This window comes from Acetobacter sp. AAB5 (genome assembly GCF_050106715.1).
Taxonomy (GTDB): Bacteria; Pseudomonadota; Alphaproteobacteria; order Acetobacterales; family Acetobacteraceae; genus Acetobacter; species Acetobacter oryzifermentans.
The window spans coordinates 267641-283028 of the sequence record NZ_JBNIEW010000001.1; the positions used below are offsets into that span (position 1 = coordinate 267641).

The 15388-nt window shown below is 55.0% G+C and carries 12 protein-coding genes; 5 read left to right on the top strand and 7 right to left on the bottom strand.

From position 1 onward, the window contains the following. Positions 1–56: 56 nt before the first annotated feature. On the bottom strand, positions 57–674 hold the full coding sequence (rpsD, locus tag ACP7IZ_RS01280) for a 30S ribosomal protein S4 (RefSeq protein WP_035351514.1): 618 nt from the start codon (positions 672–674) through the stop codon (positions 57–59). A 272-nt stretch (positions 675–946) separates the two neighbouring features. Between rpsD and ACP7IZ_RS01285 the strand changes: the two genes are divergently transcribed. Further along, on the top strand, positions 947–1498 hold the full coding sequence (locus ACP7IZ_RS01285; RefSeq protein ID WP_193561067.1) for an HdeD family acid-resistance protein: 552 nt from the start codon (positions 947–949) through the stop codon (positions 1496–1498). A gap of 75 nt (positions 1499–1573) precedes the next feature. Here the strand turns inward: ACP7IZ_RS01285 and ACP7IZ_RS01290 are convergent, their stop codons facing one another. After that, complete coding sequence (locus ACP7IZ_RS01290) at positions 1574–4174, bottom strand: cation:proton antiporter (protein ID WP_426847541.1); 2601 nt, start codon at positions 4172–4174, stop codon at positions 1574–1576. Positions 4175–4442: 268 nt separating this feature from the next. Between ACP7IZ_RS01290 and ACP7IZ_RS01295 the strand changes: the two genes are divergently transcribed. Beyond that, on the top strand, positions 4443–4682 hold the full coding sequence (locus ACP7IZ_RS01295; protein WP_426847543.1) for a hypothetical protein: 240 nt from the start codon (positions 4443–4445) through the stop codon (positions 4680–4682). Between the two features lie 122 nt (positions 4683–4804). After that, on the top strand, positions 4805–6514 hold the full coding sequence (locus ACP7IZ_RS01300; protein WP_426847651.1) for an ABC transporter substrate-binding protein: 1710 nt from the start codon (positions 4805–4807) through the stop codon (positions 6512–6514). 97 nt (positions 6515–6611) lie between these two features. Here the strand turns inward: ACP7IZ_RS01300 and pstS are convergent, their stop codons facing one another. From pstS to rpmI, 5 genes are all read right to left on the bottom strand, one after another. Further along, positions 6612–7658, bottom strand: coding sequence for a phosphate ABC transporter substrate-binding protein PstS (pstS, locus tag ACP7IZ_RS01305; RefSeq protein WP_426847544.1), 1047 nt, complete (start codon positions 7656–7658; stop codon positions 6612–6614). A gap of 19 nt (positions 7659–7677) precedes the next feature. After that, a complete protein-coding gene (gene pheT / locus ACP7IZ_RS01310) occupies positions 7678–10137 on the bottom strand; it encodes a phenylalanine--tRNA ligase subunit beta (protein WP_426847545.1) in 2460 nt (819 codons plus the stop codon). A 3-nt stretch (positions 10138–10140) separates the two neighbouring features. Next, on the bottom strand, positions 10141–11211 hold the full coding sequence (gene pheS / locus ACP7IZ_RS01315; RefSeq protein WP_063353904.1) for a phenylalanine--tRNA ligase subunit alpha: 1071 nt from the start codon (positions 11209–11211) through the stop codon (positions 10141–10143). Between the two features lie 164 nt (positions 11212–11375). After that, positions 11376–11735, bottom strand: coding sequence for a 50S ribosomal protein L20 (gene rplT, locus ACP7IZ_RS01320; protein WP_003622900.1), 360 nt, complete (start codon positions 11733–11735; stop codon positions 11376–11378). A gap of 14 nt (positions 11736–11749) precedes the next feature. Continuing rightward, positions 11750–11950, bottom strand: a complete 201-nt coding sequence (rpmI, locus tag ACP7IZ_RS01325; protein ID WP_003622898.1) for a 50S ribosomal protein L35 — start codon at positions 11948–11950, stop codon at positions 11750–11752. Between the two features lie 220 nt (positions 11951–12170). On the opposite strand from rpmI, the gene ACP7IZ_RS01330 reads away from it, so the two are divergent. Continuing rightward, positions 12171–13643, top strand: coding sequence for a mannitol dehydrogenase family protein (locus ACP7IZ_RS01330; protein WP_426847546.1), 1473 nt, complete (start codon positions 12171–12173; stop codon positions 13641–13643). A 404-nt stretch (positions 13644–14047) separates the two neighbouring features. After that, positions 14048–15376 carry a c-type cytochrome gene (locus tag ACP7IZ_RS01335; protein WP_035351529.1) on the top strand — a complete coding sequence of 443 codons (1329 nt, stop codon included), beginning with the start codon at positions 14048–14050 and terminating at the stop codon, positions 15374–15376. The last annotated feature ends 12 nt before the right edge of the window (positions 15377–15388 follow it).

Sequence of the window (15388 nt, forward strand, 5' to 3'; positions counted from 1 at the left end):
CCGGATGGAGAGAAATCCCTCCACCCGGCGCGGCATAAAACGAACCTAAACGCCGATTAACGGGAGTAGTATTCGACCACCAGATTCGGTTCCATCTGCACCGGATACGGCACATCGGAAAGCTGCGGGCCACGCAGGTACGTGCCCTTCATCTGGCGATGATCCACTTCCATGTATTCCGGCACATCGCGTTCGGCAGACTGCGCGGCATCCAGAACGATAGCCAGCTGCTTGGATTTTTCACGCACTTCGATAACGTCACCATCCTTCACGAGGTAGGAAGGAATGTTCATCTTTTTGCCGTTAACCAGAATGTGGCCATGGCTGATGAACTGACGGGATGCAAACGGCGTGATTGCAAACTTCATCCGGTACACAACGGCATCCAGACGGCGTTCCAGCAGGTTGATCAGGTTTTCAGACGTATCACCCTTGCGGCGCACGGCTTCCTGATAATAGCGGCGGAACTGCTTTTCTGTAATGTTACCGTAGTAACCCTTCAGCTTCTGCTTAGCCATCAGCTGAACGGAGAAGTCAGACGGCTTGCCCTTACGGCGCTGGCCATGCTGGCCCGGACCATATTCGCGACGGTTAACCGGAGATTTGGCGCGACCCCACAGGTTTACACCAAGGCGACGGTTAATTTTATACTTGCTCTCAAGGCGCTTGCTCATAGTGCGCTCTTCTCTCTTAACAGGCGGAACATCGGGCAGATGTCCGTCGTTACACCGGTAGTCCCCGTCCACCACGGATCGGAGCGGGCGCAAACCGTATTACCAGCGGGGAATGTTCCCCTTCTGGCCGATTTGTCCACATTCCCGGCAATGGAGGCAGGAATTACGAAACCCCGGGCGCAGTGTCAACTTTTTCCGTTGCGCTTTCTTCCATTCTGCAGTGCATAGTCGTGCAATCGACACATAAAATTGAAAAGAAAGGATTACTCAGCATGCCATTTGCTAAAAAATGGGGGCTATTTGTGGCGTTGGGTCTCGCCCTTATTATATTGGGCTTTATTGCCTGTATTGATGCGGTTTCCGTAACCCTTGCCAGCACCATATTCATTGGCGCACTGCTAATTGCTGCTGGCATTATGCAGATAGTGCATGCCTTTGCTGTGCGCGATTGGGGCGGCTTTATTTTTTCCCTGCTATGCGGGCTTCTCTACGCCGCTGGCGGTTACCTTCTTATAGAAGAACCTGCCACGGGCTCTGTTGCCATTACCATTTTTGTATCTGCCTGCTTTGTGGTTGTAGGCGTGCTGCGCTGCGTTCTGGCCCTGCAAGCACGCGGTATGCCGGGCTGGGTGATTATTCTGGGTAGCGGGCTTATCAGCCTGCTTGTTGGACTTTGCCTGTACTTTACCTTGCCGTGGTCTGGCCTGTGGTTGATTGGTACGTTTGTGGGTGCAGAACTGATTGTAAGCGGCATAAGCTGGCTGCAAATTGGCCTTGCCCTGCGCCAGAGCAATTCTGTGCCGCCACCCATTACCCGCCTGTAAAATTTACGGCGTATATATAAACGGCGCGGGCCTGTTGGCTCCGCGCCGTTTTTTATGCCCGCATAATAAGGCTGTTCATTCTTTTGGTTCGGATGGAGGCGGTACCTGGCTTTTGGGGGCCAACAGCATAAGCGCATCCTTACCAGCATCATCCTCCACCTTACGGTTTGCGCCGGGCAAAAGAGCAATAGGCCGCTCGCCTGCTTCACGCTTGCGCAGGATGTTCTGAATGTTTTCCAGCACCACGGGGTAATCTTCAATCAAGCGCTGGAAGCGGCTGGCCGTAATCACCATGAAATGCCCAAACTGCACGGCGCGGATGGTGCCGGGGCAACGCCAGCCATGCAAAGCCTCCTGCGCGCCTATCAGATCCCCTGCGCCATACAGCACATCGGCCCCTGCAACGTGGCTTTCTGCCAAACCGGCGCTAATAAAATAGATGGCGCCCATCTTGCGCCCTTTCCGGCAGATTACCTCCTGCGGGGCCACAAAACGCAAGGATGTGGTCGTGGCCAGATCATGCAGTTCTGCCCCCGGCAACCCCTTAAAGATGGCTGCATGCTTCAGCCGGTCTTCTATGCCACTGCGCAGATCAAAACTCATCCGCTTGATCAGACGATGCCTGCGACGTTCCAGCTCTTTCAGCAGTTCACGGCTCAGTTCATCACTGATGAGGGATTCTGAAAGCAGGGTTGTGTATTCTTCGCTTTCCAGGCGCAGGGCAATCTGGCGGAAAATCCGGTTTTCCAGCGCCTCGGCATAGCCATGATAATGCAAGCGCAAGGTTTCCAGCGCCTCATCCAGCAACTTGCGCTGGCGAGAGAGCACCTCGGCCACAATTTCCCCAATACGGCTGCCCAATGTGGGCTCTAGCCGCTCGTGCATGAAACGTGTGAGAGAGATGGAAATGAAATGCGCCACCATCAGCATTTCAAACCGTTCCGCCATGCACAGCATCAGCGGCCGATCCAGACGCAAATGATTATGCACCCATTGCGCCGCCTTGAAACGCAAGGATGGGCTTAGCCGTTTACGCAGCGCGCGCACATAACCCAAACGCCCTTCCAGCCGTGCACCATCAATTGCTGCTTCGGAAGAACGTAGCAATGTTTCCATCACCCGGCGAGAAAGCCCCTGCATACGGAACAGATCCAGCAGCATGGAGCGTTCCTGACTGGCAATGGTAATCAGCGCCAGATTAACGCGCTGGATATCAGACAGTGCGCGGTCAAACTCATTAGCTGCCTGCTCTTCCTCTGCCCGGCGTTCTAGGTGATCAACAACCGAGCGCGTGGCATCTGCGCTGAAACCAAGTTCATCCCCCAGTTCCTTGGCGCGATTGCATACATTGCCCAGCCCGATGCTCAGCACCTGATGGCGCATGGCTTCATCAATGGGGGACAGACGATCCAGCTTGAGAAACAGCACGAGGGAACGCAGCGTGGTGCCGTTAACAAGCAGCGTAATCAACACAAACCCAGTGGCGATAATACCGATAAAATGCGCAACCGGCGTGGAAACGTGTTCGTTTTCCGTAACGGCCAGCGCCAGCGCCAATGTAATGGCCCCACGCAAGCCACCCCACACCATTGTCACCTTGAATGGTGTGGGCACGGGTGGGGAAAGACGTGTCCATGCCAATAGCGGCAACATGCCAAACACCACAGCAGCACGTGCAGCCAACCCCGCCACGCTGGCAATAAGGATAAGCACCCAGTCCCACCGGGTCATGCCCACCAGCAGGCGCGGCACCAGCATGGAGGCCAGCACAAACACCAAGGACCCCGCCCAAAAGACCAATTGCTGCCAAAGCTGGTTGAGAAATAGCCACGTTTGCGGCCGAATGGTGGATGGCCCGTACACAGATAGCGTAAGCCCTGCGGCCGCCGTAGCCACCACGCCGGAAACCCCCAGAATTTCGTCTGAGAGGATGTACACCACGTAAGGCAGCGCCACTGTTAGCGTAATTTCCGCTGCCGAACTAGCAATGGCGGACATCATGACCAATGTGAGACGCCCGACAACCACCCCAACAATAAGCGCCCCCACAAAGGAGACCACGAAGGAGATCAACGCATCACCCAGATGGATGGCTTTATGCAGCGTGACGGAGGGCAGCAGAATGGAAAAGATGGAAATAGCCGCCGCATCATTCAGCAGCGCCTCGCCCTCCACCAGCCGTGTTAGGCGTGTTGCGGCCCCGATATCTCGGAAAATCCCGGCCACGGCGGAAGGATCAGTTGTGGCCACAATAGATCCAAGCAGCAGGCACACCACCAGCGGCATCTGGGCAAAGGGATACAACGCAAAGCCAATAGTGGCCGTGGCAATAACAACCGCCACCACAGCCAGAAGCAAAACAGTACCTGTTTCATGCGCAAGGCGCCGTACATCAATGGCCAACGCGCCCTGAAACACCAGCGCGGGCAGAAAGATGAGCAGAAATTCTTCACTGTTCAGCGGGAAATCAAGCAGCGCCTCTGCAATGCCATTGAAGGCCGAGGTGTGAGAACTGCGCAGAGCCACATCTGCCAAAGACCCGATGATAATACCCACAATAGCCAGCAGAACCGTTTCAGACAGTTCCAGCTTGCGCGCAATGGGCTGCACGGTGCTCACCACCACCAAAAGCAGCGCAATAACAAGCAGTACCGCTGCCAGACCCGTTACCGCCATGCCACGCTATTCCCTATATCCAACACCAACATCCATACTGCCTGAGCCGTTATCATCATGATAAGGCAAGGAAATGGCAGCTTCCGCATTATATACGCGTTATCCCTAACATGGCATGCACTGCCCTAGCCATATTCCCCAAGGCATTGGCCTCATTATTCACGCATTTTCTTGCCATTATGTGAACGTATCGGGCTTGCACGCCACATATCAGCGCCTACCTGCTTTGTTCTTGGCGAACAGACCCAAACAACGCTATGTTGGAGGTATGATGAAACAGTTTTCTTCATTGCGGCGCACTTACAAGGTCGCCCTTATGTTGCTGGCCGGATTTGGGCTTGCTGCCTGTGCGCATGATCCGCACCGGCACTATTATCACCCCGGCTCAAACCATGGGCGTGCTGCGCCTGGCTGGTACCGCCCCCCTCTTACACCGCAGCAGGGTACTAACCCCTATAAGCACTCCACCACCAACTATGGTGGCGGCTCAATACGCTATGACCAGTAAATTTGTACGAATCTGCATTATTATCGCCACAATAGTTGTGGGCATAATGATGGTGTCGTCCCTTTACAAAAACCTTAGCGCGTTGATGACATCCCCATCCCCTGAAGCGGCTATGGAGCAGAATTCTGGCCAGTAAGTCTGGCAAGCTGTTTCGCTGTGCCTGTTTTTGTTTGCTGCTTACAGCCAGCACAACAAAAGCAGGTATGGCCGCGCCTGTTTTAGATGTTTCTACCGCATCCACCCCACATATGGGGGGCACTTTACGCTTGGTTGCGGCCTCTTCTGGCGGCACATTGGACCCCCAGATCAATTACTCCGGCAAATACATTAACCTGTTTGCCAATGTGTATGATGGGTTAACCACCTTCCGCAAAGCAGATGGTCTGGCTGGGGCAGACGTGGTGCCAGATCTGGCTGAAGACCTTCCACACCCAGAAGATGGCGGCCTGACCTACACTTTCCGCCTGCGTGAAGGCATTATTTTTTCCACTGGGCAGCCCGTCACCACGGCTGATGTTGTGGCATCCTTCCGACGGATTTTTCGTGTTGGCAGCCCAACGGCAGGGGCTTTTTACGGGGCTATCAAAGGGGCCGATGCCTGCCTACGCAGCCCAACAGACTGCAAGCTTGAAGGGGTTGTAGAAAACCCTGCCACGCGCAGCATTACATTTCATCTTACAACGCCTGATACAGAATTCCTGCATAAACTGGCATTTACGCACGCCGTGATTTTACCGGCCAATACGCCAGACCATGATACCGGCAACGTGCCTTTGCCAAGCACCGGCCCCTATCAGCTTACAGTGTATGACCCGAACCGGTTTTTAAAACTGGCACGCAATCCATATTTTAAGGAATGGAGTGCGCAGGCACAGCCTCTCGGCTACCCTGATGACATAGAATACACCTTTGGCATACCGGATGAAGCTGCCGTAACCGCTGTAGAAAACGGACAGTATGACTGGATGGCAGACCCCATCCCCCTAGACCGACTTGGGGAATTAGGCAGCCGCTTTGCTGGCCAGACGCATGTGTTGCGCCACCCGGCCATGTATTTCCTACCCATGAACATGCGAGAAGCGCCTTTTTCTTCCCTCAAGGCGCGGCAGGCCGTCAATTACGCACTCAACCGCAAGGCCATGACCATTCTTTATGGCGGCCCCGGCATTGCCCGCCCACTCTGCGGGATGTTGCCTTCTACTTTGCCTGCACCCTCTACGCAGTGTTTTTATACTAAAGATGCCTCTCCCGAATCCCCAGCCCCTATGTGGCGTGGCGTGGATATGGAAAAAGCCCGCAATCTGGTGCGTGAAAGCGGAACATATGGCCAGAAAGTCACCGTAATTGCTGCCAATACCAGTGTTGATCTGGCTATGGGCGCATGGGTGCGAGATATGCTGCAAAACCTTGGCTACCGCGCCAACCTACGCCCACTTAGCAGTGCGCTGGCTTTTTCCTACATGCAGAATTCAGATAACCATGTGCAGATTGGCGTGGCGTCTTGGTCTGCCGATTATCCATCGGCTTCCAATTTTTTAGATGCTTTATTGGGGTGTGAAAATATTCATCCCGGTTCAGACAGTTCCATCAATATTCCCGGCTTTTGCAACCACAATGTGCAAAGCCTGATGGATAAAGCCAAAACGGATGTTAGCCTGACAGCCCAAGCACAAAACGCCTTGTGGCAAGAGGCCGACAAACTGGTTATGGAACAAGCCCCCGTGGCCCCAGCCATTGAAAAAGATGCTGTGATTTTAACATCCCCACGCCTGAAAAACCTGCTGTTTACAACCGTAAACCAGCTTTTGTTCTCACAGGCATGGGTGCAGTAATTTATCCCGGTTCATACGTTATCCACAGAATCTGTGGATGAAACGTGGGACAACCGCAGGATGAACGCGGGAAGAACCGAATAACCCGGTTATCCGCCTATTTCAGCCGCTCCAGAACGGCATCTCGCACAGATGCGGGCAATGGCACGTAGTCTAGTTCCCGGCTGGCGGCCTCTCCATCCTTCACGCCCCAACGGAAGAACGTTCTTACAGCGTTTCCGTGGTTTGCCTCATTCGCTTCACGCGGCACCAATGCATAGGTGGTGGTTACAATCGGCCAGCTTCCGGCTCCGTCTGCATCACAAAGCGAAGCTGTCATGTCTGCTTGGTCCCACGTGGCGTTTTCTGCCGCCCGCGTAAAACTGTTAACAGATGGCACCACAAATTCCCCTGCCCGGTTTTGCAGAATAACGGTGGAAAGGTGGTTGCGTTCTGCATAAGCGTATTCCGCATACCCCACACTGCCTTCTGTATTTTTTACGTAAGAGGCAATGCCATCATTCCCACGCGCGCCTGCGCCAACAGGCCATGCAACAGACGTGCCGCGCCCCACCTGCTGCCCCCACGTGGGGGAAACCCGGCCGAGATATTCTGTAAACACATAGGTTGTGCCAGATCCGTCTGCCCGGTGTAGCGGAGCCACAGGCAGATCCGGCAACGTGACACCGGGGTTGAGCGCAACAATCTGCGGATCATTCCATTGCGTGATGGAACCATCATAAATAGCCGCCAGAACGGGGCCAGTAAGACGCAAAGCACCTTCTGGCACACCTGGCACATTGGCAATAACAACAATGCCACCAATAGCGGTCGGAAACTGGAGCAAATGCCCAGCCTCCAGCCGCGCATGAGACATTGGGGCATCGGATGCACCAAAATCCACTGTGCCAGCCAAAACCTGATTCTGCCCAGCGCCAGAACCAATGGTCTGATAATTAAGCTGCACACCTGTTTGCGCTGCAGAATGAGCAGACCATGACTGATACAAGGGCGCGGCAAAGCTGGAACCGGCCCCTGTAATTTGTTCGGCCCGCGCCTGTGGCAAAACGCCACCCGCCAAGCCACACAACAAGGCAGACAGGAAAACAGTTTTCTTCCAACTCATGTTTTCAGCCCTGCCTGCCATGATGCGCTTTTCCTTCATACAACCCAGCTCCTTCTGCTTAACGCAGGGTTGCACCCGTTGCCTTGGTAACAGCGGCAACAATTTTTTCAGATACAGCTTCCAGTTCCGCATCTGTCAGGCTTTTATCCATTGGCTGAAGCGTAACTTCCACACCAATAGAGCGATGCCCTTCTGGCACGTGCGGGCCTTCGTACACATCAAACAGGCTTACATCTGCAACAAGCTGACGCTCTGCCCCACGCACGGCACGCAGCAGTTTTTCACCCGGTACATCGCGCGCTACAACAAATGCAAAATCACGCCGCACGGGCTGGAACGCAGAAAGACGCGGTGCGGCTTTCTTTTTGCGTTTGGGGTCTGGCACCATATCTGGCAGCAATTCAAACCCTACAACCGGCACATCAATACCTTCGGCCTGAAGCAGAGATGGATGCAATTCACCAAAATAGGCCAGCACGTTTTTTGGCCCCTGCCGCAACACGCCAGAACGACCGGGATGATACCAGCCCGGCGCATCTGTGGTGGTGCTTATGGCATCTGGGTTTACACCAAGCTGCTGGAGCAGTTCCAGCGCATCTGCCTTAACCGCCCACAGAGAAACAGGCTGCCCCGCCTGCCCCGGATAACGCGGTGTGTGGCCAGAGCGCACACCGGCTACCACAGGTTGCTGGCCATTTTCTGCAAAGGCTGGGCCAACTTCAAACAGCCCCAGATCACCCCAGCCACGTGCGCTGTTATGCTTAACCGCAGCCAACAGATTGATCATGGGTGTGGGGCGCATCTGGTCCAGATCAGACGCAATGGGGTTGAGCAAACGCAGGGATTCCGGCGCACCACCAAACCGTTCAGCCTCCTCGTGCGAGACGAAGGAGAAACCGACTGTTTCTGTAAGCCCGCGCGCAGCCAAAAAGCGCCGCGCAAGTGCCAGACGCGCCTGACGAGGCGTAAGTGCAGCTTCTGGCACAACCACCACAGATGGCAGCGGCACCGCAGGCACGGCATCCAGCCCTTTAAGGCGCAGCACTTCTTCAACCAGATCGCTTTCTGATTCTATGGCGGCAACACCTTCCGCAGCCTTGGCGGCAACATCAGCCGGAATACCCTCGCCCTGTGCCAGAACAGGCTTTTGGGCAATATCATTCCGCCATGATGGCACGCTTACACGCACCTGCGTATTGTTACGGTCCTGCACCTCAAAACCCAGTTTTTCCAGCAGGTCCACGCTTTCATCAGCAGGCACATCCAGCCCACCCAGATCACGCACGCGGGCAAAACGCAACGTGGCATCGCGCTGCCAAGCAGGCTGCGCACCAGCAGAAACAACTTCGCTGGCCTCACCACCACAGAGTTCAATAATCAGGCGTGTTGCCGCTTCCAACGCTGAAACTGGCAGGGCTGGATCTACCCCACGCTCAAACCGATAGCTGGAATCCGAGGAAACCCCCACACGGCGGGCGCTCAGAGCAATTTTTACGGCATCAAACAGGGCACATTCCACAAATACATCTGTGGTTTCTGCTGTTGCACCTGTGGCCTCACCGCCCATAATTCCGGCCAAAGACTGTACGCCAGCCTGATCTGCAATCACGCAGTCTTCCGGGCCAACTGTATAATCCTGCCCATCCAGCGCACGGAACTGCTCCCCCTCACCGCGGCAGATTGTCAGCTTGCCACCGGCAATTTTGGCAGCATCAAACACGTGCAGCGGGCGGCCGAGATCGAAACAGAAATAGTTGGTGATATCCACCAGTGCGGAAATCGGGCGCAGACCAATGCTTTCCAGCTTGCGCTGAAGCCATTCCGGGCTAGGGCCGTTTTTCACACCACGAATAGTGCGGCCCAACACCCACGGGCAGGCTTCTGGGTAGGAGATATCCCACACAACGGGGGATTCAAATTTGCCTTCCACCGTTTCTGCCAGCCACGGGCGCAACGTGCCAAGCCCTGCAGCGGCCAGATCCCGCGCAATACCGCGTACGCCCAGCGCATCACCCCGGTTGGGGGTAATGGCAATGTCGATCACCACATCATCAAGGCCAGCAAAATCAGCATAGGACTGGCCGGGCAGCGTATCTTCCGGCAGTTCTGCAATGCCGTTGCTTTCTTCACCAAGACCCAGTTCACGCAGAGAGCACAGCATACCGCCGCTGGCTTCACCACGGATCTTGCCGGCTTTGATGGTAATATCCAACCCCGGCACATAGGTGCCCGGCTTGGCAAAAATAACGGCCAAGCCTTTGCGCGCGTTAGGTGCACCACATACCACCTGCACATCCTGAAAACCGGGGCCCGCATCTACCCGGCACACCTGAAGGCGGTCTGCATTAGGGTGCGGTTGGGCATCCAGAATACGGGCGGTTAAAAATGGCTCAATCGCCGCGCCACGGTTTTCAACGCTTTCAACCTCAAGCCCAATCTGGTTCAGCTTTGCGCAGATTTCTTCCAGCGTGGCCTGCGTATCCAGATGGTCATACAACCAAGATAGCGTGAACTTCATTCCTCACACCCCCTCATGCAGTAGCGCGGGCGCAAGTGGGTCCGACCCATAATAGCGCAGCCAGCGGATATCACTTTCATAAAACGAACGCAGATCGGGAATACCGTTCTTCAGCATAGCCAGCCGCTCAATGCCCATACCAAAGGCAAAGCCCTGCCATTCTCGCGGGTCCAACCCACAGTTGGCCAGCACACGGGCATGCACCATGCCTGCGCCCAACACTTCCAACCAATCTTCCCCACCGCCGATCTCACCTGTTTTACGAGACCAGCCGATATCCACTTCCAAGGAAGGTTCGGTAAACGGGAAGTAGGAGGAACGGAAGCGCACCGGCAATTCCGGCTTACCGAAGAACGCCCGCAAAAATTCGATCAGGCAGCCTTTCAGATGCCCCAGCGTAATGCCCTTGCCCACAACCAAGCCTTCGCACTGGTGGAACATGGGGGAATGCGTGGCATCATGATCGGCCCGGTAGGTACGGCCCGGCACAATCACGCGGATAGGCGGCTTTTGCGCCAGCATGGTACGGATTTGCACGCCAGATGTCTGGGTACGCAGCACACGCGTAACATCCAGCCCCGGCTGTGGCGGCAGATAAAACGTATCATGATCCGTACGTGCAGGATGATGATCAGGCGTGTTGAGGGCGGAAAAGTTGTGCCAGTCTGTTTCGATATCCGGCCCTTCTGCCACCTTAAAGCCCATGGCGCCAAAAATGGCGGTCATTTCTTCAATCGTGCGGCTGATGGGGTGCAGGTAACCCCGTTCCACCGGTGGTGGTGGCAAGGTAACATCCACCCGCTCGGCAACCAAACGGGCTTCCAGCGCTGCGGCTTCCAGCTCTTTACCGCGCGCTTCAATCGCACGGGTAAGTTCATCACGCAGGCGGTTGAGCGCTACACCACGGGCTTTGCGTTCATCGGGCTGCATTTTCCCCAGCGCTTTGAGCAAAGCCGTCAGCCTGCCAGATTTTCCCAAGGTGCTGACACGCACAGCATCCCATGCTTTCAGGTCTGTGGCGCCAGCCAGTTCGGACAGGACTTCCTGCCGCAGAATCTCAAGATCGTTGCTCATGAAACCTCACGCGAGGAGAAAATGCTTACCGGGCGGATACAATCTCCCGCAGCGGGAGAAAAGCCCCAAGAGGGAAAACCACATCCTCCCTCACCGGCACCAAGCAAAAAGGCCGCCCACGTGGGACGGCCTTTTCTTCAACCTTATCGTATCAGACAGGCAGATCAGGCAGCCAGAGCAGCCTGAGCCTTCTTTACGATTTCAGCAAAGGTTGCGGCATCATCAAACGCAATGGCGGCCAGCACCTTACGATCGATTTCGATACCAGCCTTGTCCAGACCGTTAATGAAACGGCTATAGGTCAGGCCATGTTCGCGCACCGCAGCGTTGATACGCTGAATCCACAGAGCGCGGAATTCACGCTTTTTGTTGCGGCGGTCACGGTAAGCATAGCGCAGTGCCTTTTCAACACGTTCCAGCGCAATGCGATAGTTGGTGGAGGAGCGGCCGCGATAACCCTTGGCCAGTTCCAGAACCTTTTTATGACGAGCAAGGGTGGTAACACCCCGTTTTACACGTGCCATGAATCAGATGCTCCTTATAGCCCGTAGGGGGCCCACTGCTTGACGGTACGACCGTCCTGCGGGGTCATGGTCTGCGTGCCGCGTGCGGAGCGCTTCATTTTCTGTGTGCGCTTGATAAGGCCGTGGCGTTTACCGCACGGACCAGAGAGCACCTTGCCGGTTGCGGTGATTTTAAACCGCTTTTTGACCGACGACTTGGTCTTCATCTTGGGCATTTCAACACTCCTGAAAAACTCTGGATAACGTTACCTTAATTAAAAGGTAACCAACCACGGCCGGGCATGCCCTACAAGCCCGGACGCGTGTGCGAATGCGCTCCCTTAACGGAAAGCCCCATCACTTTCAAGCCTCACATACGCAGCTTTCTTGCTTATGCTGCGTTTTGCCCCAACATTATTCACCAACAGATATTTTAAAGCGAGGTACACAGTTTTCATGATCCCTCTTTCCAACGCCACACTGCATCAGCTTCCTGTTCAGGTCACAACGCCGCGTTATAATCGGCAGAAAACCACAGCAGGCATTGCACATCTTGGCGTGGGCAATTTTCATCGCGCCCATCAGGCCATGTATATCAACAAAGTTCTGGAGCGTGAGGGCCAGCAAGGCTGGGCCATTGTTGGCGTGGGGTTGCGCAACTCCGCGCGGGAAGACAAGCGCGCAGCCATTATGGCGGAACAGGATAACCTGTACACCCTCACCACCTTTGCGCCCGATAGCTCCCATGAAACCAGTGTTATCGGCAGCATTATAGAATATGTGCATGCCGCCAAAGATCGCGCCGCCGCCATTAAACGCCTGACAGATCCGGATATTAAAATTGTCACCCTGACCATTACAGAAGGTGGCTACTACTTGGATGCCCAAGGCAACTTCACGCTGGATCACCCTGATATTAAAGCAGATTTGGCGCGCGATGTACCCGAAACAGCATTCGGGCTGGTATGTGAAGCCCTACGCCAGCGGCGCGAAAGCGGCACCGGCCCCTTTACGGTGCTCAGCTGCGATAATCTGCGCCACAACGGCAAGGTTGCCCGCACAGCTTTTTGCACCTACGCCACAGCGCGTGATCCCATTTTGGGCGCATGGATGAAAGAAAACGTTAGCTTTCCATCCAGCATGGTGGACCGGATTACACCTTCCGTTGGCGAAGCCGATATAACACGGCTGGATGCTCTAACAGGCGTTGCCGACCAGATGCCCATTTTTGCAGAAGACTTCACACAATGGGTTATCGAAGATAATTTCTGCGCGGGCCGTCCGGAACTGGAAACTGTGGGCGTGCAGTTTACGGATGATGTTGGGCCTTATGAGCAGGTGAAACTGCGTATGCTCAACGCCTCCCACTCCATGCTGGCGCTTCCCGGCGTGCTGATGGGATATGACACCGTGCCTCATGCCATAGCAGACACCTTGTTGCTGGGGCATCTGGAACGTTTTCTGGCCGAAGATGCCTCACCGTTCATTACACCGCCCAAAGGTGTTTCTCTGGCGCAATATGCTCAGCAGGTGCTGCACCGCTTCCGCAACCCGGCGGTTGGGGATCAGCTTTTACGCATTGCCTCCGATAGCGGCTCCAAACTGCCTGTGTTCCTGACAGATACTGTCAATGGTGTTCTCGGCTCTGGGCGCGATCATTGGCGGCTGGCGTTTGGCACGGCTTGTTTTTTAGAATATCTGCGCGGCACTACGGATAAGGGCACGCCCTATACCATTACAGAGCCTGCCATCAACGCAGAGCAACTGGCGCTAGCACGCGCGGAAGATCTGGCCGCAGGATTGCAGATGACTGTTTTTGCTGGCTGGAACCTGAAAGATCACCCCAACTTTGCAACTGATGTTGTAAAGCTACGCCAGAGCATTCGTGCACAAGGCACACACAAAACCCTTGCCCAGCACGCTGGCTAACCAACCTTAGGCTTTATATGCCTTAAATTACCGTTGCGCTCCCTACCCTGCCTACCAAATACAACCAGACCAGAGAGCGCAACGGCCCCTTTCATCGCAAAAATATGATTTCTTTCAAGAACTGGGCGCATGGCATACATGCAAAATCAACGCTTAACTATATACGTTAAAATATAGATAAAGACCAAACCCCTGTTTTTCTGCAATATTCTCAGCAGGCAAATAAATCTTATTCAGATTTCACTGTAATACAGTGGAACCTATGCGTTTATTTACATCGCAAATCCAGATAAGAATTGTCCTGAATCAAGAAACGAACCTCAGACGCTGATCCATCGGCTCATGGCGCGTAGGCTTACGTGTTGCCCGCCAGATGGTACGTTTTTCACGGGATTGGGGGTAGAGTGATCAAACGTCTTCTAGCGGGAGTAGCCGCGGCCGGGGTCCTTGGGGGGCTCGGGTTCTTATATTATGCGTGGTATCCACCGATTGCACCAATTGAGCGGCCAAATCCCGCCAGTTTTTCTGCCGAGCAGATAGAACGCGGGCGGATTGTTGCTGCCGAAGGGTATTGCGCTGAATGTCACACCCGCACAGATAACGGCGGTGGCCCGGAACTGGCTGGTGACTATAAAATGGATACCCCGTTTGGGGCTATCTATTCTTCCAACATCACACCAGATGTTGAAATGGGCATTGGTGCCTGGTCGGAAGAAGCCTTCCGCCGCGCCATGCATCTTGGTGTGTCCCGCAAGGGTGTGCATCTGATCCCGGCTTTCCCGTACGATCATTTCACCAAGATGACGGATCAGGATATTTCCGATCTGTATGCCTACATCATGACACGCCCAGCCGTGCATATGTCTCGCCGCCCGAACGAGCTACCCTTCCCGCTCAGCCTGCGTATTCTTCAGGCGGGTTGGAAGCTGCTGTATCTGCGCCCCGGCGTGTACAAGCCCGATCCTCGGCATGATGCCCTGTGGAACCGTGGCGCCTATCTGGCCGAAGGCAACGCCCATTGCGGCGCATGCCATACCCCGCGTGACCTTATGGGAGCCGAAAAGAAAGGCTCTGCCTACGATGGCGCTGTGGTGGACAACTGGATTGCGCCCGCCCTTAACGAGCACAACCCAACTCCCACCACATGGACGGAAGACGAGCTGTTCCAGTATCTGCGCTTTGGCGTAGCACCACTGCACGGCCCGGCTGGTGGGCCTATGTCCCCCGTGCCGCATCGCTTCCTTTCCACCGTGCCGGAAGAAGATGTGCATGCCATTGCGCATTACTTTGCGGATGTGGATCACGCTGCCGAGCGTGAAAAGAACGATAAGGCAGCCTTGGCTCGCGCCATGGAAGAATCCAAAACCGATCTGATCGGCCCGAATGTGGATCCAGACGCAAAGCTGTATCAGGGTGCTTGTGCGGCCTGCCATTACAATGCAGCGCCTACGCCTGTTCTTGGCCGCCCGGATCTGGCGCTGAACAACGCACTGTGGCTGGATGAGCCCACAAACCTGTATCAGGTTATGCTGCGTGGGCTTACAGCGGAAGAAGGGCAATCTGGCGTAGCCATGCCCAGCTTCTACAATGCGCTGTCTGACAAGGATATGGCCCGCATTGCAGCCTATCTGCGCCGCACCCGCACCACACTGCCACCGTGGACAAACCTTGAGAAAAAGGCCGCCGAAGTGCGCAAGACCGTCCAGCCAGTTCCTGTCAATTCTTCGCACTAAGACGGAACACGG

Bases quoted from the DNA above. Each gene is read 5' to 3' on its own strand.
- rplT (WP_003622900.1), bottom strand. From the start codon at position 11,735: ATGGCACGTGTAAAACGGGGTGTTACCACCCTTGCTCGTCATAAAAAG.
- ACP7IZ_RS01295 (WP_426847543.1), top strand. From the start codon at position 4,443: ATGATGAAACAGTTTTCTTCATTGCGGCGCACTTACAAGGTCGCCCTT.
- pstS (WP_426847544.1), bottom strand. From the start codon at position 7,658: ATGAAGGAAAAGCGCATCATGGCAGGCAGGGCTGAAAACATGAGTTGG.
- ACP7IZ_RS01285 (WP_193561067.1), top strand. From the start codon at position 947: ATGCCATTTGCTAAAAAATGGGGGCTATTTGTGGCGTTGGGTCTCGCC.
- pheT (WP_426847545.1), bottom strand. From the start codon at position 10,137: ATGAAGTTCACGCTATCTTGGTTGTATGACCATCTGGATACGCAGGCC.
- ACP7IZ_RS01290 (WP_426847541.1), bottom strand. From the start codon at position 4,174: ATGGCGGTAACGGGTCTGGCAGCGGTACTGCTTGTTATTGCGCTGCTT.
- rpsD (WP_035351514.1), bottom strand. From the start codon at position 674: ATGAGCAAGCGCCTTGAGAGCAAGTATAAAATTAACCGTCGCCTTGGT.
- ACP7IZ_RS01330 (WP_426847546.1), top strand. From the start codon at position 12,171: ATGATCCCTCTTTCCAACGCCACACTGCATCAGCTTCCTGTTCAGGTC.
- pheS (WP_063353904.1), bottom strand. From the start codon at position 11,211: ATGAGCAACGATCTTGAGATTCTGCGGCAGGAAGTCCTGTCCGAACTG.
- rpmI (WP_003622898.1), bottom strand. From the start codon at position 11,950: ATGCCCAAGATGAAGACCAAGTCGTCGGTCAAAAAGCGGTTTAAAATC.